Origin of the sequence: Nostoc spongiaeforme FACHB-130 (assembly GCF_014698475.1) — a bacterium.
GTDB classification, from domain to species: Bacteria; Cyanobacteriota; Cyanobacteriia; order Cyanobacteriales; family Nostocaceae; genus Nostoc_B; species Nostoc_B spongiaeforme.
Genome location: NZ_JACJTB010000026.1, coordinates 1 through 17,724, shown reverse-complemented (window position 1 = coordinate 17,724; position 17,724 = coordinate 1). Strand labels below are relative to the sequence as shown.

18 protein-coding genes are annotated in these 17,724 nt (G+C 41.5%); 11 read left to right on the top strand and 7 right to left on the bottom strand.

Annotated features, from left to right (window positions below; all coding sequences use genetic code 11):
* Window positions 1-118: 118 nt before the first annotated feature.
* From H6G74_RS18585 to H6G74_RS18560, 6 genes are all read left to right on the top strand, one after another.
* On the top strand, window positions 119-823 hold the full coding sequence (locus H6G74_RS18585) for a hypothetical protein (RefSeq protein ID WP_190969082.1): 705 nt from the start codon (window positions 119-121) through the stop codon (window positions 821-823).
* 4 nt (window positions 824-827) lie between these two features.
* Window positions 828-1,031, top strand: a complete 204-nt coding sequence (locus H6G74_RS18580) for a hypothetical protein (RefSeq protein ID WP_190969081.1) — start codon at window positions 828-830, stop codon at window positions 1,029-1,031.
* Between the two features lie 39 nt (window positions 1,032-1,070).
* Window positions 1,071-1,646 carry a ribosomal protein S5-alanine N-acetyltransferase gene (rimJ, locus tag H6G74_RS18575; protein ID WP_190969080.1) on the top strand — a complete coding sequence of 192 codons (576 nt, stop codon included), beginning with the start codon at window positions 1,071-1,073 and terminating at the stop codon, window positions 1,644-1,646.
* 831 nt (window positions 1,647-2,477) lie between these two features.
* Window positions 2,478-3,605 (top strand): sodium-dependent bicarbonate transport family permease, encoded by a 1,128-nt coding sequence (locus H6G74_RS18570; protein ID WP_190969079.1) that lies wholly within the window; start codon window positions 2,478-2,480, stop codon window positions 3,603-3,605.
* A gap of 85 nt (window positions 3,606-3,690) precedes the next feature.
* On the top strand, window positions 3,691-4,023 hold the full coding sequence (locus H6G74_RS18565; protein ID WP_190969078.1) for a P-II family nitrogen regulator: 333 nt from the start codon (window positions 3,691-3,693) through the stop codon (window positions 4,021-4,023).
* 226 nt (window positions 4,024-4,249) lie between these two features.
* Entirely contained in the window at window positions 4,250-5,662 is a 1,413-nt protein-coding gene (locus tag H6G74_RS18560; protein ID WP_190969077.1) for a cation:proton antiporter, read from the top strand.
* Between the two features lie 71 nt (window positions 5,663-5,733).
* Here the strand turns inward: H6G74_RS18560 and H6G74_RS18555 are convergent, their stop codons facing one another.
* The 3 genes from H6G74_RS18555 to H6G74_RS18545 form a co-directional block, all read right to left on the bottom strand.
* Window positions 5,734-6,075, bottom strand: a complete 342-nt coding sequence (locus tag H6G74_RS18555) for a cupin domain-containing protein (protein ID WP_190969076.1) — start codon at window positions 6,073-6,075, stop codon at window positions 5,734-5,736.
* Window positions 6,072-8,966 (bottom strand): glycerol-3-phosphate acyltransferase, encoded by a 2,895-nt coding sequence (locus tag H6G74_RS18550; protein WP_190969075.1) that lies wholly within the window; start codon window positions 8,964-8,966, stop codon window positions 6,072-6,074. Before H6G74_RS18550 ends, H6G74_RS18555 begins: the two co-directional genes overlap by 4 nt.
* Window positions 8,967-9,164: 198 nt before the next feature.
* A complete protein-coding gene (locus tag H6G74_RS18545; protein ID WP_062289360.1) occupies window positions 9,165-9,305 on the bottom strand; it encodes a hypothetical protein in 141 nt (46 codons plus the stop codon).
* Between the two features lie 403 nt (window positions 9,306-9,708).
* Between H6G74_RS18545 and H6G74_RS18540 the strand changes: the two genes are divergently transcribed.
* Entirely contained in the window at window positions 9,709-10,680 is a 972-nt protein-coding gene (locus H6G74_RS18540; protein ID WP_190969074.1) for an SGNH/GDSL hydrolase family protein, read from the top strand.
* 1,401 nt (window positions 10,681-12,081) lie between these two features.
* Here the strand turns inward: H6G74_RS18540 and H6G74_RS18535 are convergent.
* On the bottom strand, window positions 12,082-12,225 hold the full coding sequence (locus tag H6G74_RS18535; RefSeq protein ID WP_190969073.1) for a hypothetical protein: 144 nt from the start codon (window positions 12,223-12,225) through the stop codon (window positions 12,082-12,084).
* Window positions 12,226-12,284: 59 nt separating this feature from the next.
* Between H6G74_RS18535 and H6G74_RS18530 the strand changes: the two genes are divergently transcribed.
* From H6G74_RS18530 to H6G74_RS18520, 3 genes are all read left to right on the top strand, one after another.
* Window positions 12,285-12,995 carry a LabA-like NYN domain-containing protein gene (locus H6G74_RS18530; RefSeq protein WP_190969072.1) on the top strand — a complete coding sequence of 237 codons (711 nt, stop codon included), beginning with the start codon at window positions 12,285-12,287 and terminating at the stop codon, window positions 12,993-12,995.
* An 89-nt stretch (window positions 12,996-13,084) separates the two neighbouring features.
* Window positions 13,085-13,795: a response regulator transcription factor gene (locus tag H6G74_RS18525; RefSeq protein ID WP_190969071.1), complete on the top strand. Its 711-nt coding sequence runs from the start codon at window positions 13,085-13,087 to the stop codon at window positions 13,793-13,795.
* A gap of 12 nt (window positions 13,796-13,807) precedes the next feature.
* Entirely contained in the window at window positions 13,808-14,914 is a 1,107-nt protein-coding gene (locus tag H6G74_RS18520) for a sensor histidine kinase (RefSeq protein ID WP_190969070.1), read from the top strand.
* Between the two features lie 370 nt (window positions 14,915-15,284).
* On the opposite strand, the gene H6G74_RS18515 is transcribed toward H6G74_RS18520, so the two are convergent.
* The 3 genes from H6G74_RS18515 to H6G74_RS18505 form a co-directional block, all read right to left on the bottom strand.
* Window positions 15,285-15,512 carry a DUF4327 family protein gene (locus H6G74_RS18515; RefSeq protein ID WP_190969069.1) on the bottom strand — a complete coding sequence of 76 codons (228 nt, stop codon included), beginning with the start codon at window positions 15,510-15,512 and terminating at the stop codon, window positions 15,285-15,287.
* A 323-nt stretch (window positions 15,513-15,835) separates the two neighbouring features.
* The gene (locus tag H6G74_RS18510; protein WP_190969068.1) at window positions 15,836-16,705 is read right to left on the bottom strand and encodes a polyphosphate kinase 2 family protein; all 870 of its coding nucleotides are present in this window, start codon (window positions 16,703-16,705) and stop codon (window positions 15,836-15,838) included.
* Window positions 16,706-16,812: 107 nt separating this feature from the next.
* Window positions 16,813-17,304, bottom strand: a complete 492-nt coding sequence (locus tag H6G74_RS18505) for a hypothetical protein (protein WP_190969067.1) — start codon at window positions 17,302-17,304, stop codon at window positions 16,813-16,815.
* A 177-nt stretch (window positions 17,305-17,481) separates the two neighbouring features.
* Here H6G74_RS18505 and H6G74_RS31570 point away from each other — a divergent pair, with 177 nt between their 5' ends.
* The gene (locus tag H6G74_RS31570) at window positions 17,482-17,607 is read left to right on the top strand and encodes a hypothetical protein (protein WP_277927165.1); all 126 of its coding nucleotides are present in this window, start codon (window positions 17,482-17,484) and stop codon (window positions 17,605-17,607) included.
* The last annotated feature ends 117 nt before the right edge of the window (window positions 17,608-17,724 follow it).

The window sequence follows — 17,724 nt, the reverse complement described above, 5'->3', positions numbered from 1 at the left end:
GTGGTTTGTGATATTTGGATCTGTTTTTTGTGCAAGATTGTTAACCAACTAACTGACTAGGGAATTATAAAACTAGTTGCTTGTTGACAATTTAGTTACATAAGTATCTTCATGGAATATGGATGTTAAATTAGGGTTCGGCTCTATCCCAAAACCTCAGTATGTATTTGTGAGTAAAGAAAGTGATCATTGTTGGTATATGCTCTCTGATGATGGTAAACAAATACCTATTTATGACAGAGCGTTAACTGGCGTGATTACGGAAATAGAAGTTAACAAAATAATAGAAACTTCTCAGGGAAAAAGTGAAAAAATAGATTTACATATTTTGGCAGATAAGCCTTATATTATTCGCTCAGGAAGTGAGTCTTATTTCTCTAAGGGTTTATTGCTCTCACTTGATGCCTTAAGCTATGAACAATTGCTTCAGCCATTAACTATTGCGGTGAGTCCAGGCGAAAAGTCCATAGTATTTTGTACAATTTATCATCCAGTAACTTATCGTTCTGTGGGGGTAAGTTGGGATGGACATAAGGAAATAGACTGGCAAGCATTAGGAAAACAAGTGAGTCTGAAAATTAATGGTACAAAAACTGTAACTTCAGACACAAGAGAAATACTGGATAATGGAATTACATCAGAAATTCGTGCTGATTTTATTGCTAAAACCGACGCATATTTATCACAGTTAAATTGGACTCCCCAGCAAGGTAGAGAGTATTTACAGCAAAAATATGGCAAAAAATCACGTCACCATCTCTCAGAGACAGAACTTGTAGACTTTGTGGACTACCTCCAGTTACAACTGGCTCTGAGCTATTAAAGTATTGAATATATTCAAAATGCGATCGCCTAATTTTCCGAATTTTCTCAACTGGTGGAGGGCGATCGCTCTTTTATACTATATGAACAACACAGACAAGGGAAACAGGGTAGACAAGGAAGACAAAATCTCGAAAATGCTAATTTTGCTAAATCTTGTTATAACAGTTTTACTGTTTGGTACTCACAACCGCAAACAGCCAGAATAAAATGCTGTAGCCATCAGTTATCAAGTTGGTTAAGTTTGTATGCACTCGGAATTGCCAATTATTACTAGCGATCGCTTATTATTACGCATTGCTATCAAAGAAGATATTCCCCAAATTTTAAGATATTTCCTAGACAATAAATCTTATCTAACTCCCTTTTATCCTCAATGGGGGGATGGCTTTTTTACAGAAGAGTATTGGCAATATCAATTAGAAAATACATTTTTAGAATTTATTCATGACCAATCTTTAAAATTATTTATATTTTCTCGCAAAAATCCTAAGAATATCATTGGCACAATTAATTTCAATAATTTTATTAGGGGAGCCGCCCATTTTTGTTATGTAGGTTATAGCCTAGCAGAACATGAGCAAGGCAAAGGCTACATGACAGAAGGATTAAAAGCAGCAATTCAATATGTATTTGATGATTTAAATTTTCATCGCATTATGGCAAATTATATGCCACATAACCAACGTAGCGGTAATGTCCTCAAACGTTTAGGATTTGTGGTTGAAGGTTATGCCAGAGATTATTTATTAATTAATGGTAAGTGGCAAGACCATATTCTCACCAGTCTGACTAATCCTAATTGGCAACCAGAGAAATACTAATATTATGTTTGATAAAAGATAACAATACCCAGCAAAAGCGGGTTATTTTTGTGTATCTGTGATTTCTTATTACCAAGATTGGATATTTTTAGAACTTACGCATTGACAAAAAAGGCTATATGTGTAGAAAACTAATGGGCAAAATTTAAAATGCGATCGCGAATCAGTAGGGGCAATGAAATAGCAAATAATACTTTTGGTGGGAGGGACATTAAGTGGAGACGATATGGTAGTAGATAAACTTCATAGGTTTAATAGTGAATCTAAAAAAATTGGTTAAGTAAAAGTATTTCGCCAACAGTATCGGTATCTCGGCGGCTACCCACATTGGGCTGCTGCCCCTAACTGCTGGCTTCACTGTGTCAGTGTTTTAAAAACCATAGAAAAATATCTATACATACAAAAACTTTTTTCTTGCTCACTCAGTAAGTATTACTACCCAGAGTGGCGTACAGTTAAGAATATCCAAATGATTTAACTATTACGATTTAGTTTTTCAGAGCTGGAAGTCACTCGGCAATCTGTTGTTGAGGCTTTTTTGAGTACGCGATCGCAGATGTTAGATTCCATTCTCCAGCCGACTTTTATTTATAACCCATCCTTTCTATGAAAAGGGTCGGTTCTAGTTCGTTTAATCTACCGTTCATTTACCTCCTTTTGCCCTGAGATTTATCGCCCATGGTATTGACAAAATACATTAAGTAACAAATGAAACTGCCCTGCTGTGTTGTCAGGGTGAAGTGCCTCGCTCTTACTCTCTTTAACTCTTTAGAGTTTACTTAGTTCATTTATTTCACTACTCCTCGTCAGAGGAGTCACAAGGAGGTATTCGTGGATTTTGTATCCTTATTTTTCATAGACTTTGTTAAGCAGTTGCAGTCCCCAACGCTTGCGTTTCTGATTGGCGGTATGATTATTGCCGCCCTTGGTAGCGAATTGGTAATTCCAGAGGCGATTTGTTCGATCATCGTCTTCATGCTGCTCACCAAAATCGGTCTGACCGGTGGAATTGCGATCCGCAATTCCAACCTGGCGGCTATGATCTTTCCCATGATTTTTGCTGTAATAACAGGGATTACGATTGTATTCATCGCGCGCTATACGTTAGCCAAGCTGCCGAAGGTCAAAACCGTGGATGCGATCGCGACCGGGGGGTTGTTTGGAGCCGTGAGTGGTTCTACAATGGCTGCCGCACTGACAGTACTGGACGAACAAAACATGGCATACGAGGCATGGGCTGGCGCACTTTATCCCTTCATGGATATCCCCGCGCTCGTAACTGCGATTGTGGTGGCTAACATTTACATCAACAAGAAGAAGCGTAAAGAAGCAGCCTACTCTATTGGGCATGAGTCTTTCAGTGAGCAGCTTGTGACGGCTGGCAATTATCCCGATCAAAAAGATTATCCCAGTAGCCGACAAGAGTATCTCAGCCAGCAGAAGGGCGATACGGATAATCGCGTCAAGATATGGCCGATAATCGAGGAAAGCCTCCGGGGCCCTGCCCTATCGGCAATGTTGTTAGGCCTCGCTCTGGGACTGTTCACCCAGCCGGAAAGTGTCTATAAAAGCTTCTACGATCCCGCCTTTCGCGGCTTGCTTTCGATCTTGATGCTGGTCATGGGTATGGAAGCTTGGTCAAGGGTTGGCGAACTGCGTAAGGTAGCCCAGTGGTACGTCGTGTATAGTGTGATAGCACCGTTTGTACATGGGTTAATTGCCTTCGGTCTTGGTATGATTGCCCACCAAGTCGCGGGATTCAGCATGGGCGGTGTAGTGGTTCTGGCTGTGATCGCTGCCTCTAGTTCTGACATCTCAGGGCCGCCCACCTTGCGAGCCGGTATCCCATCAGCCAATCCATCCGCATATATAGGCGCGTCCACAGCCATCGGTACGCCAGTTGCGATCGGCTTGTGTATACCGTTCTTCCTCGGACTTGCCCAGGCACTCGGCGGCTAATCCGAGACGGAACGCGGTCTGTCAGCACTCCCTTGACCCGGCAGACCAAGTAGACCAATGTAAATAATTTCAGGAGGTAAGCAACATGGCCAAGCGTGCCAACAAGCTCGTCATCGTCACGGAAAAGGTGCTGATGAAAAAGGTCGCCAAGATCATTGATGAATGCGGGGCGACTGGTTATACGGTAGTAGATACTGGCGGTAAAGGCAGTCGCAACGTGCGATCTACGGGTAAACCCAACACTGCCGATACCGATTCCAATGTCAAGTTCGAGGTACTCACCGAAACCAGGGAGATGGCAGAGAAGATTGCGGATCAGGTCGCAATCAGTTTTTTCACCGATTATGCGGGCATTATCTATATCTGTGAAGCAGAGGTACTATACGGGAGACATTTCTGTGGGCCAGACGGCTGTTGAGTCGAGATGATGCGCCACGAAAGGAACAAGCAAGCCATTAGTGCGAGTTTCTGTGGGTCAGACGGCTATTGTATCAAGACGACGCAGACCCCAAAGGCCGAGGTTATGACCTCGGCTTTTGAGTGAGCATGTTTGGTGTCCACAGAACTTTGACCCTGGCGCAAAAGTCATTCCCCCCGCAGTTTTATAACTTCCTCAAACCCTTAACCTTCATTCCTTTAAACTCATGATTTTGTCCAACATTCTGCCTCTTTTCAGTGGGGAGATAGCTAGTCTCATAGCCCCGATACCATTCCTGGCGACTGTTGTTGCTGAGGATTCACCCATTATTCTGTCTGGCGTATTGCTGACGCTAGTGGTGATTTATCTGGCCAGCAAGTTCGGTGCAGAGGTCGCTAGACGCTTGGATTTTCCGCCCGTCCTGGGGGAACTGGTTGCCGGTGTGATTGTCGGCGTTTCGGCGTTGCACCTGGTGATCTTTCCTGAAGGGGGGCTGTCTGCCTCTGACTCGGTGATTATGACGGCGCTGCAAGGATTGAATCAATTGGCACCGGATGCACTAACTCGAATCTTTGAGTCGCAAAGTGAAGTGATTTCAGTTCTAGCCGAAATCGGCGTGATTATTTTGCTGTTTGAAATTGGACTAGAATCCGATCTGCGGCAACTGAAGGAAGTGGGAATTCAAGCCACGGTTGTCGCCTGTGTCGGAGTCGCGGCACCTTTTGCGGCGGGAACGGCAGGGTTAATGATAGTCTTTCATGTCGCAGCAATTCCAGCGATTTTTGCGGGGGCCGCGTTAACGGCAACGAGTATCGGCATTACCTCTAAAGTCTTGTCAGAGTTAGGTCAACTCAAATCCAAAGAAGGGCAAATCATTGTTGGCGCGGCGGTGATTGATGATGTCCTCGGCATTATTGTCTTGGCTGTAGTCGCCAGTTTAGCCAAAACCGGTGAGATTGATGTTGCTAATGTCATTTACTTGATTGTCAGTGCTACGGCATTCTTGATTGGATCAATTTTATTGGGGGGTGTCTTTAACAAAAGTTTTGTGGCGATTGTGGATAAGCTCAAAACCCGTGGGAATATCGTGATTCCAGCATTTATCTTCGCTTTCTTTATGGCATTTTTAGGGAACGCCATTCACCTCGAAGCGATTTTGGGTGCCTTTGCTGCGGGTTTGGTGCTAGATGAAACAGATCCTCGGAACGAGTTGGATGAATTAATCAAACCGATCGCTGATTTACTGGTACCCATCTTTTTTGTTACGGTGGGAGCGCGTGCTGACCTTGGTGTTTTGAACCCTGCGGTACCGGAGAATCGAGCAGGACTATTGATTGCAACATTTTTGATCGCAGTGGCGATTATCGGCAAGCTGATCACAGGTTGGGCAGTGTTTGGACAACCCGGCATCAATCGAGTGGCGATCGGGGTTGGGATGATTCCACGAGGTGAGGTGGGTCTAGTGTTTGCTGGCATCGGTTCAGCTAGCGGCATTTTGGATAAGCCCCTGGAGGTGTCGATTATTATCATGGTAATTTTGACAACTTTCTTGGCTCCACCTTTTTTACGGGTTGCCTTTGGTTCATCCACGAATCCCATCCCAGAATCGACCACGCCTGTAGAAACCGCAAGTGAGTAACAGTTTTACGAGATGACGACTGTTTACTCAATGGATGATTGTGGCACGAGATTCTGATAGAGCTTTGGGGATTATGACTTCACCCGCAAACCAAAGTAGGTCAGCACAAGTTCAGTATCGCCGCTATTAATGACTTCGTGAACTTCCCCAGGTTCTATAGCAATACAGTTTCCGGGCAGTAGAGGATATTCTTGGTGATCTACGCGAATTACCCCAGAACCTGCTTCAACAAAAAATACTTCACACATATCTTGATGTACGTGTGCTGCGGCTGTCTGTCCGGGGGCAAAGCTGGCTTGAGAAAAGTTGGTGAGGTGAGGTAAATCACCAAAGCGCAACATCACCTTTTTTTTAATTTCTGGGTTGTGAGAAACAGATTCTTCGGGCAAGTTGTTGAGGGATGTGGTAATCATTGGGGTCTCAGGTCGTTAGATAGTTCTACGATACCCCTAGACCCATCAATTCTGACCCGTTGACCATCTTGCAACAACCAAGTTGCACCTCTGACATCCATCACCGCCGGGATACCATATTCACGGGCGACAATTGCGCCATGAGATAATCTACCGCCAACTTCTGCAATCAGTCCGCCAGCCCGCACTAATAAAGGAGCCCAACCAGAATCGGTGTAAGGGACAACTAAAATGGTATCGCGGTCAATTTGGGGCAAATCTTGTAAGTTTCGCACTACTTTGACTCGACCTTCGGCTTGTCCGTGGCTGGCGGGAATACCTTGTAATAGTTGGTCAGAGTAGATAGGAGAAGGTGCTAGGGGATGGGGTGGTGTATGGCCGTAAATCAAAATCGGGACTTGGGGAATTTTGCTATCTTCGAGAAATTGCGATCGCCGATATTCGATAATTTCTGGTAAGCGTTCTCGCAACGGGGTATCAGTTTCGGCAATTAGCTGTCTAATTTCTGTTATTTCTAGGAAAAAGATATCGCCCGCCTCTTTGAATAACCCAGATTTTAACCAAGTTTTTTCAATGGCGACAAATCGCCAGCGCAATTCTGCCAACAGTCGGGAATAAACCTCTGTCACCCTGCCTTTAATATCCACACGTTCTTGGACAAAGCCACGCTTACGTTTACCAGATAAAGCCCGATTAATTGGGTCAATATCGCCTGTTTCTGGTTGATTGCCTTGAATTAGTTGCACAAATAACTGCTGCACTGGGCGGGGGTCTTCTTTCCAGGTGGGAACAGCAATGTTAGTCCCGACATCACTTAAATAACCGTAATCTTCCAGCAGTTCATTAAATTCGTAAAGAACTTTTTGACCTTCTGGTGTTTGTTCTAACTGTTCAAATACTTGGTCTGGTTCAAATTCTGTTAATATTCTTCTCGCATCGGCGGCTAAAGCACTGAGCGATCGCAAGGCGGCAACTTCTGGTGTCACACTATTATCAATCTGCCCATCTTTCACCCGAAAGATGCCTTGTCTAATGGCGGCACTCAAAGGCGCTAAAATGCTGTAATAAGTGCCACGCCGCAGTAATTCTAAGTTAAAATCAATTCTCTCTAAGATTTGCCCTGGCTCCATCTCCTCAATTGATTCATGGGCTAATTGCGATAACCCAGGAATAAACAACTGGCGGTAGTCGTGCTTAAAGTCTTTGTCTAAATTCCATTCCTGTTTCAATAACTGCATTAATCCGGGGAGATTCTGCATTGTGGACTGCAAAGGCGGTTTACTCATTTTTGCGCCTCTGGTGAGAAATTCCAAACTTTCTGGCGGTAAACCCATCCGCAGAAAAATATCTCCTAGGAGGGAGGCATTAAAATAAGCCCTAGAGTAATGCAATGTGGCAGTTTCGGTAAAATCTAACCCAGAAGCGCGATCGCCCAACACAATTGTGAAAATATCTCCCCACACGCCACAAGTTAACGGGCGATTAATTGACCAAGTTAAAGGATGAATCACCCCCGGAATCACTTCGGCGGCGATTTTCCTTGTCCAGATTGGTAATAAGGTAGTTATTGGTCTGGCTTGTAACACCCACAAAGTTTGCCCGTCATAACACCACTCAATATCTTGGGGTATGCCGTGGTAACGTTTTTCGATGCGGTGGGCGAGGTAAGCCACTTGTTTGAGGATGGCTTGGGGGACTTGTCCTGTCCCTTCGATGTGAATTGAAGAAATATTATCTGTTTCGACAACAAAGGCGCGATATTGTTCAGGTGTGACTTGTCCAGAGACGACTTGAATCGGACTACCGGGTAAGGCTTCGATTAAAATCGCATCACCTTGCTGGGTAATCGGATCACGAGTAAAGGCTACTCCCGAATAGACGCTTTGGACTTGCTGCTGTACCAACACAGTCATTGCTGTTTCTGGTAAACCGCGATCAATGCGGTATTGTAACGCACTGGGATGATTGTAAGAATCTCGCACTTGGGCGATCGCAGTTTGCAATTGTTCTTTACTGGTGACACTCACTACCGTTTCATACTGTCCGGCGGCGGAGGCTTGTTCGGAATCTTCCCCAACGGCTGAAGAACGGACAATTAACGGTGATAAATCAGAAGGTTTGAGGATGGCGATTAATTTTTCGGGATCTGCACCGGGGACAATTACCCAACCCTTGGGGACAGGATAACCCCAACGCTTAATCTGAGAGAGGGTAGCGGCTTTTTGTCCGACTATTGCCCCATCTAGTTCATTATCTAAAGTCAAAATTGGGCGATCGCTTTGCAAGGTTGCTAAGGTTGCTTGGGTATTGGTCTGGGCTGATTCTACTGGTAAATCTAAATCATCTGGCATTTGCCGATAAATCCACCCCAGCAACACAGCTAAAGCGATCGCGGCCAAAATTCTGAATAAATCATCAGAATGCAAGATGATTACCAGTAAGGGAAACAGCACTAATACTCCATATTTCACGGGTTGTTTAGCACGAAATACTAAAAATGTGGTGATTGCTAAAAAACTAACAAATACTGTCACCAATGGATCATGAATTAAAAATCCCCAAGCAGCATTTGTTGTTCCCGCACCTTTACCTAGCCAAAATCTCCCTAAAACTAAAGCAATTATGGCGACAATTTCCCAAGGTGAACCATCTGGGAAAAAAATCCGAGTCAGAAAAACGGCGGCGATTCCCTTTAAGGCTTCTGAAACTACCGCCAAAAGCCCTACCCATGTGCCGCCATGATAAAAAGCGGCTGAGACGCTGATGTTTTTTGTGCCTATCCGTGATAATTGCCTACCTGTTAACCCGTTGGTAATCCAGGCTATTAGAGGTAAGCCTCCTAATAAGGGGCAGGCAATTAAAATAACTAAGGCACCCCAAAGTTCAAGCATTGTTGATGTTTGATTTTAGATTTATATTGCATCTAAAATCTAAAATCGCAAAATCTAAAATTTTTTGGAAGTTTTTTCTCGATTTTTCGGACACTTTATTACTATGTCTCAAATGGACACTGGGCAGTAGCGCAAACCTAAGTTTTGCTGACATTCTGCCCATATCCAAATGAACACTAATTGTTCAGCACTGGTCACTTAATTTAAGGCATAAGCAGCTTGCAACGCCCAAATAATTAGGCCAGCAATCGAACCCAAGAGCAAAACTGTAGAAATAGTTACTACTTTGGGGGAGTCTGCACCCTCAAATTTCATAATTCCTCTATTTAAGTCGGACATCGCGTTTAATCCTCCTTCGTTAGAGTTCTAATTTGTCCGTTTTGATTGTAGTCCTTCTCTTAGCAAAACAAGTTAAGCTTCTGCTTTTATTTTGTTTAAGCTTTGCAACGAATACATCCCTAAATTTACTTACGTCGCAGGTGGTAGTAGTTCAGTTTATACAAATCAGGCAGAATTTAAGGAGGCAGGAGGCAAGAGAAAAACAGCCTTTGCTTTTGTCTCCTGTTTCTACTTGAGAAGTACTGGGTAAGAAGTGATCAGATGAGTTTTTAAATACAAATATTTTTCAGTAAATTTACGAATTGATGTATTTATCTTTTTTGAAATAAACACTGAAAAAATAGAGTATAGTTAATTACTTTAAGCAAGCAAATATAAATTATTTATAGGTGAGGATTCAGCAGTGAAAGTAGTAATATTCGTGATTTTGGTAGTGATAGTGCTACTGGTAATCATCGAGATTGGGTTGCGATCGCTTTTTGGTTTTGGTAATCCCTTGATTTACATTGGCGACCCCCAGATAGGTTACTTGTTAGCACCAAATCAAAGCACGCGCCGCTTTGGGAATCGTATTGAAATTAATGAATTTTCAATGCGTAGCAGTCCTATCGCCAAAATCCCTCCATCGCAAACTTTGCGCGTCCTGTTGTTAGGAGATTCCATTGCTAATGGTGGCTGGTGGACTGATCAAAAAAATACCATCTCCAGCTTAATCATGAATTCCCTCAAATCAGCGATTGCTGACAAATATCAACAGGTGGAAGTTTTGAATGCTTCGGCTAACTCTTGGGGGCCAAGAAACGAGTTAGCTTATTTACAGCGATTTGGCAATTTTTCAGCCCAGGTAATAGTTTTATTAATTAATACTGATGATTTGTTTGCCTATTCTCCCACAGCTTTACCAGTAGGACGCGATCGCAACTATCCAGCGACGAAACCGCCTTTAGGATTAGTAGAAGTATGGCAACGTTATGCAACTAAACAACAGCCAATTCCCGAATTGCAAGCACTCCAAGCCGAACCAGGCGATCGCGTCAGTGTGAATCTAGAAGCCATCAAACAAATTCAACTTATCACCAGTCAACACCACAGCAAATTTCTCTTAGCCATGACTCCCTTGCGGCGAGAACTCGGTAAACCCGGCCCCTTAGATTACGAAATTACTGCACGTAAAAGATTGAGTGAGTTTACCCAAACCCAGCAAATTCCCTATATAGATTTTCTGCCACTATTTAATCAAACAGACAACCCACAAGCTTTATATCATGACACCATTCACATGAATTTGCAGGGTAATCAATTTGTGAGTGGAGTGATTGAGCGATCGCTTTTAGAAGTTTTGAGACGAGAAAGTGAATTAGGACTGACGCAGTGAGACGAAAAATCAAGGGTTTAGCAAAGGGTGTAGGTGTTCAAAACCCTTACATCCCTACAATCGTCTCCACTAAATATAAAAAGCGCCAGTTAAAGCGGAATTAAAACTGGCGCGATCGTGTTATCGGTTTGTTAGCGTGTTATAAACAAAGTGAATTAAACAGAAAACAAAGCTAGATTTCTGGAGAAATGACTTGCTTTCCGTTATCAGTCTACCTAAAACAAATTAGCTTAGAAAAACCGTAGTTTTCCTAACATTTTCCTTTAGGTACAAATTATTGCTAGGATAGCATAAGCATCAGAAAACATGAGAAACATTCTTAGTATTTCTTAATGTATTGTCTAGACAGTAATTTAATTTACTAAATAGATTTATATAGCAACACCAATTGTTTGACAAACATCTCTCCCTTGTCTCCCTAGTACAACAAGGCAAAAGTAAAAAGGCAAAAGTAAAAAGAAAGAATAACAATACCACAAGCCTTTTAGAGGATGTCTGAGAAGTATTAAATATTTCGTCAGATCCCCCCTAGCCCCCCTTAAAAAGGGGGGAATAATCTCAAAGTCCCCCTTTTTAAGGGGGATTTAGGGGGATCTACAAGTCTCAAATACAACATCAAAAAGTTTTCAGACATCCTCTTAGCAATTCTAGATAGTCTGTTTATTTACGCCGACCTGTACTAGTACTTTTAGTTCATATCGATAAATAAGATAAATTGATCGGGCTTCCCTCCTGCCTCCTGCCTTTTAAAAAAATAACCTCCGGGGTCAATTAACCACTGGAGGAGATGAGCAAAGACATTTTGTGGACTAGTCTAGATATAAATTTAGCTCTATTAATTAATCAATGCACTCCATCTTAAGAACAATTAAAGGTTAAGTTGATCAGTGATTTTGATAACAATTTTATTAACTGCTTATTTGACTGATTCTGTCAGAAATCACACTATAAATAGCAAATATTCGCAAATATGGCTGTAGTTGTTTTTACGATTAATTTTAAATAATTAGAAATGCCATCATTCTAAATATATATTTGCCAGAATTTTTGAGCATATTTCCCCGATAAATCAGAGGTTTGGTATTTTTGATATGTGTGGATATCAATATACAAAGCTAGAGGTGATTGTGGGATTTTGCCATTCAGTTGTACAATAAGTTATAGATGCGATCGCTCTTCGCTATTCACCTTACAGCAAACTGCCTTTGAGCAATTGTTAGCATCCTGTGGTAAGTTGAGATGCAGAGGGAATAGATAAAGAGCCTTATATTTATAGACAAAGGGAATATCTCGTAAAACTCGCTCTGATCAGAGTTAACAACTCTAGAGAGTTTACCTTTGGAATCTGCAAAATTAACACAATTTCTGTGTATCAAGCTCATCCAACTAAGTATCAATTTATTAGTCATTTTGCTGCTTAAACTCATCAATATTCATGACTAATGACATCACATAAACTCTGCAAGCCAATGTGCGACTTAGATAGATAACAGCTTCAGCACAAATAATGCCACATCCTTTGTTGCTAGGTAAATTAACTAGCACAAATCCTATCTTGCTAATTTCTCAACAATCTTCACAAATTTAAAATTTCCGAGGAGTCAATGACTTTCACTAATTTTACCAAAGCCAACAACGTATATAAACACCTGGAACCAGAATCGCCCTCATCACCAAAGATGGTCTTGAAAAATCCTGCCAAAAGTGAAAATTATCACAATCGAGAACCGAGAACCAGCGCCTCAACAATTAACGGATTAAACCGTGGGCGAGTTGCTATTTTTATCGATGGTGTCAATCTATTTCACGCAGCTTTGCAACTAGGAATTGAAATTGACTATCTCAAATTACTTTGTCGTTTAACCTCTGGTTCACGGCTGTTGCGGGCTTTCTTTTACACAATAGTGGATGTTAATCGGCCTACTCCCGCACGTCCACGAGCGAATGACAAACAACAAGGCTTTTTGTTTTGGATGCGGCGCAATGGTTATCGAGTAGTGACTAAAGAAGCACAACCGACAGACAATTCTAAAAAACCTAATTTGAATGTAGAAATTGCTGTCGATATGATCACTTTAGCCCCCTATTACGATACAGCTATTTTAGTCAGTGGCGATGGTGCTTTAGCTTATGCTGTGGAAGCCGTCACTAGTAAAGGTGGTCGAGTTGAAGTTGTGAGTTTACGACCCATGACTAGTGATAGCTTGATTGATGTGGCTGACTACTTCCTTGACCTGGATAGCATTAAACAGGAAATTCAAAAAGACTCCCATTTAGGTTACAACTATCGATCGCTTTCTAATTCTCACCTGTAAAATCTGTTACTCATCACCCATCACAGGTTTTTAGAGTACAATGCAAGCCAGGAAATAACTCTGCGTATTCCGTTGAATTTTTAATAGCGATGGATATTTTAATTGTTGAGGATGAAACTGAAATTGCTCAGTTAATCCAACTGGCTTTAGAAAAAGAAGGATTTTCTTGTCGTGTTAGCCGTGATGGTGTGAACGCCTTACGGATGTTTCAGGAACAACCACCTGATTTAATTATTCTCGACTTAATGATTCCTGGTTTGGATGGCTTGGAAGTTTGCGCCAGAATTCGCCAAAAACCCGGTACAAAAGACCCTTATATTTTGATGTTGACAGCCAAAGGCGAAGAAATCGATCGCGTCATTGGTTTATCTACTGGTGCTGATGACTACATGGTTAAACCCTTCAGCCCCAGAGAATTAGTCGCCAGAGTCCGGGCGTTATTGCGGCGGAGTCTGCGTCAAGGCGGACAACATCAAGTTACACGGACGCAAAACTTTATTGTAGATATTGAACAACGCACAGCTTCTCGCCAGTTAAATTCTCAAGAAGCAGAAATTCTCGACTTAACAAACTTAGAATTTAATTTATTAACCACCTTTGTCAGCAACCCTGGACGAGTTTGGAACCGCACTCAACTGATTGATAAACTTTGGGGCGATGATTTTTTCGGTGACGAGCGAGTCGTGGACACCCATGTAGCGCGGTTACGCAAAAAAATTGAGCCTGACCCCGCTAACCCCTCGTTTATTAAAACTGTTGTTGGGGTAGGTTATAAATTTGAAGACTCTCCTGTAATGTGAGCGTGATGAATTATGAGTTGGCGTTGGACAAAATCCTTGCCTTTGGCATCACGTTTATTTTTTTCCCACTTGGTAGTCATGATTGTGGGATTAATTAGTCTTGTGATCATCAGCAAAGTTTCTTCACCCCGTTTTTTTGTACTGCACTTAGAGAGATTAGAAAGTAAAGGTTTGAAACTAATTCATATCCGGACTGAATTGGTGCAAGGCTTTGAAACAGCTTGGCGCAGCAGCACTATTTGGTCAGTGATAGTTGGTACCACAGCCGCAGGCGGATTGAGTTATTGGGTATCCAAACGGATTATGCTGCGGTTGACGGAGATGGAACAAATTACGCAAAAGTTTGCGGCTGGGGAATTGCAAGCGCGACTACCTCTGTCTGATATTCCTGAACTAAACCGCTTGGGTACTAGTTTTAACCGTATGGCTGCAAGTTTAGAGGGTGTAGAAGCACGGCGGCGGGAACTCATTGGTGATATGACTCATGAACTACGGACACCGCTAACAGTTGTGCGTGGTTATTTAGAAGAATTGGCAGATGGTGTAATAGAACCTTCGCCGGAAATTTATCGCCGTTTAGTCAAAGAAACTAGACGCTTAGAAAGATTAGTCAATGATTTACAAGAACTTTCTAAGGCAGAAGCTGGTTATTTACCCATTAAAATACAACCAATAAATCTGCGCCCTTTGTTGGAGTCTTTAGTAGAAAGATTCAGCGAACAATTGTTAGAAGATGGGCCTGTGCTGCATTTGGATTTTCCCGCACAATTACCAATGGTATTGGCGGATGTCGATCGCACTGAACAAGTGTTAGTCAACTTACTCGGCAATGCCATCCGCTACACTACCAAAGGTAAAATTACTCTGCAAGCTTGGCCAGAAGCCTCGAAACTTTGGATCGCTGTGATTGATACAGGTATTGGCATTTCCCCGGAAGATTTACCCCATGTATTTGAACGCTTTTGGCGAGCTGATCAATCACGCGATCGCCATTCGGGAGGAACTGGTATTGGGTTAACTATTTCTCGGCATTTAGTGGAATTACAAGGCGGAAAAATCCAGGTAGAAAGCGAATTAGGCACTGGTAGCAGATTTCGTTTTTGTTTACCTTTGGCTTAAGGGTTGTTTGTTACAAAGCTTTGAAATAACTAGCTTTATCCTCATACTAAGTTGCTTTCAGAAATAGTATTCCTACTCCCCACTCCCTACTCCCTACTCCCTACTCTCACTCCCAGGTTACTATCTTTGACTGAAACTTGGTATCAGCACTCAGCACTTTATTTGTACAAAGAATTGACACAAGCTAGTCGCATGACTGTCATACTCAATTGATAGCTTGAAGATGTGCAAAATAAAGTTTTAATTTATTTTTGAAATGACTACTCTTGTTCTGGCTTCTTGTTTAGTGAGTTTACTAACCATTTCTGGTTGGGCTGCGATCGCCTATTTATTTCCATCAAATCATTCCCAAGATCAATAGTTGGGATAATCAACTACCATCCTCTTCCCAACTCTCGCTACCTAACAAGTCAATAATTCTATCTCTGAGCAGAAATTCGTTTTTTTCTAGCTCAAGTTCAAACATACCCCATTCACGTTCAGGGATATACTTACACAAGGCGTAAATTGGTCGCTGACGGCTAATAAGTCCCTTTTTAACCAATTGACGTGCTTCTTCTTTAATCAGTTCAATGTCGTATTTAACAGCAGTATCCATAACTAGTTCCTTTGTTTATAATCAATGAATTAAATGCCAAGATAAGTAATACTTGATCTTTATCTTAAAATTATCAAAAGAAGTTGAGAAAATTGTGAAGAAATACATCAATAAAGCTAACTGAAGCTATGTAATTGATGAGATTAGTTTAAATTCATTAACATATCTAATTAATTTTGATTTTCATCAAGCCACACGTAAATATATTCTGAATATCCACACTTTGCCCAGAATGACATATTTACATAAACTTGTGATCAGCCTCTAGGTAGAGCAGATTTAGAAAAGTTTATGTAAATTGATTAAATTTATACAATGATGAGCTATTCTTCTTGCTCTAAGGCGAACTTTGCTTGTAGAAGATGTTGTTGAGCTTCTTCATTGAGGGTAGGGTATTTTAACTTGAGTGACTCTAATTTAGAACAGATAATATCAGCGACTACCATCCGCATAAACCATTTGCGATCGGCAGGAATGATATACCAAGGCGCGTATGTAGTACTAGTGTGATGAAAAACCTCTTCATAAGCTGCCATATAATCTGCCCAAAACGCCCTTTCTCTCACATCATTAATTGAAAATTTCCAATTTTTTTCAGGAGAATCAATTCTCGCTAAAAATCTTTTTTTCTGTTCTGCTTTCGAGACATTCAGAAAAAATTTGAGAATCACAATTCCATTATCTACTAAATATTTTTCAAAATTATTAATTTCTGCAAAACGCTGCTGCCAGATTTTGTTACCTTTTGGTAAGTGAGGAAGTTGCTGCTTTTGCAAAATTTCTGGATGAACACGCACTACTAATACTTCTTCATAATAAGAACGATTAAAGATGCCAATTCTACCTCTTTCCGGCAAAGCTTTCATTGATCGCCATAGGTAATCATGGTCTAATTCTTCACTGCTAGGAGATTTGAAACTAAAAACTTGACAACCTTGAGGATTAATTCCAGACATGACATGTTTAATTGTGCTGTCTTTACCAGCAGCATCCATCGCTTGAAAGATAATTAGCAAGGCATAGCTGTTTTGTGCATACAAAATATCTTGATACTTAGCTAATCGTTCAATATCTGAGCGTAACTTAAGTGTTGCATCATTGCGATCATGGTAATTAGCAGTATACGCAGAGTCATAATCTTTTTGCAGAGAAACCTTAGTACCTGGCGGCACAATAAAAGCATCATGATTCATATATAATTAACCTGCGTTCGGCCCTGCCGTTGCCGATAGGCTAGGCAGGCTTTGTTTGTATAGCTCCAGACTTCCAGTCTGAGGGGTTTATTTTAATTTATACCAACCTATTGAAAATTTCTTGGCTTTTTCAGCTTGACAGTTGGTCGCATTGTTTCTCGACCAATCATAAACATTCCTGCTATCCCAAAGCACACAAACCAAACATATTGATACCAATATTGGCGAATTTGTCCTACTGTACTCAGTTCGGGATGCAGCGTGTTCAAGTACAGCAGCAACACTAAAATCATCAATGCGCCAAAACCCACAAAGCACAAACCCACACGTAGGCGTACAGGTTGTAATTCCCAGTCACTAATTTCTTCGAGGTCAATTTTTGCCAATTCTTGCAAAGATGTTTCCGCAACAGTTGAGGCTTCTTGCATTCTGTTACTCAACTTTGGGGGCAGAATCGGTACTAACGTTGCTACAGTAGGGCGACGTAGTAAAGCCTCGGTATCTCGTAACAATTCTAGCGGTTTACGTGCCGTTAGTGATTGAGCAAATTCTGTGTTGCTTGGAGCAGTTGTAGTGGTAGCTTTGCCTTCAAAATCCATAGCAGGCTATAGAAGTAAGAGGATACAAATAGCCTAGCGAATCAGTTGGAGTCACGCAAATGCGTTTTTCTACCTGAGAGACTATTTATCAAGTAAATCGCTTCTAATTTCCGGAATAGCTATTTACACTGTTGTAATTAAAGTAGTAAAGATTTCACGAACAATCAGTGTAATATTATGTCACGTCAGCAACCACCTAAGAAAGGTAAGCCACGTCAAACAGAACCTGGTGCTATTCGGTTTAGTGGACAAATTGACAAAATCAATCAACAGAACTCGAACAAAATTGATAAACCAGAATAGTTTTGGTTCTTCCGGTATTTTTATGGTGAGTAATAAAGTTTAGTAAATTTTAGTAACTATATTTTAATGATGCTCAGGCTGAAAACATAGACTGTGTAAGTATTACAACAGTTTTAA

Bases quoted from the DNA above. Each gene is read 5' to 3' on its own strand.
- H6G74_RS18585 (WP_190969082.1), top strand. From the start codon at position 119: ATGGATGTTAAATTAGGGTTCGGCTCTATCCCAAAACCTCAGTATGTA.
- rimJ (WP_190969080.1), top strand. From the start codon at position 1,071: ATGCACTCGGAATTGCCAATTATTACTAGCGATCGCTTATTATTACGC.
- H6G74_RS18565 (WP_190969078.1), top strand. From the start codon at position 3,691: ATGGCCAAGCGTGCCAACAAGCTCGTCATCGTCACGGAAAAGGTGCTG.
- H6G74_RS18560 (WP_190969077.1), top strand. From the start codon at position 4,250: ATGATTTTGTCCAACATTCTGCCTCTTTTCAGTGGGGAGATAGCTAGT.
- H6G74_RS18555 (WP_190969076.1), bottom strand. From the start codon at position 6,075: ATGATTACCACATCCCTCAACAACTTGCCCGAAGAATCTGTTTCTCAC.
- H6G74_RS18550 (WP_190969075.1), bottom strand. From the start codon at position 8,966: ATGCTTGAACTTTGGGGTGCCTTAGTTATTTTAATTGCCTGCCCCTTA.
- H6G74_RS18545 (WP_062289360.1), bottom strand. From the start codon at position 9,305: ATGTCCGACTTAAATAGAGGAATTATGAAATTTGAGGGTGCAGACTCC.
- H6G74_RS18530 (WP_190969072.1), top strand. From the start codon at position 12,285: ATGACTTTCACTAATTTTACCAAAGCCAACAACGTATATAAACACCTG.
- H6G74_RS18525 (WP_190969071.1), top strand. From the start codon at position 13,085: ATGGATATTTTAATTGTTGAGGATGAAACTGAAATTGCTCAGTTAATC.
- H6G74_RS18520 (WP_190969070.1), top strand. From the start codon at position 13,808: ATGAGTTGGCGTTGGACAAAATCCTTGCCTTTGGCATCACGTTTATTT.
- H6G74_RS18515 (WP_190969069.1), bottom strand. From the start codon at position 15,512: ATGGATACTGCTGTTAAATACGACATTGAACTGATTAAAGAAGAAGCA.
- H6G74_RS18510 (WP_190969068.1), bottom strand. From the start codon at position 16,705: ATGAATCATGATGCTTTTATTGTGCCGCCAGGTACTAAGGTTTCTCTG.
- H6G74_RS18505 (WP_190969067.1), bottom strand. From the start codon at position 17,304: ATGGATTTTGAAGGCAAAGCTACCACTACAACTGCTCCAAGCAACACA.
- H6G74_RS31570 (WP_277927165.1), top strand. From the start codon at position 17,482: ATGTCACGTCAGCAACCACCTAAGAAAGGTAAGCCACGTCAAACAGAA.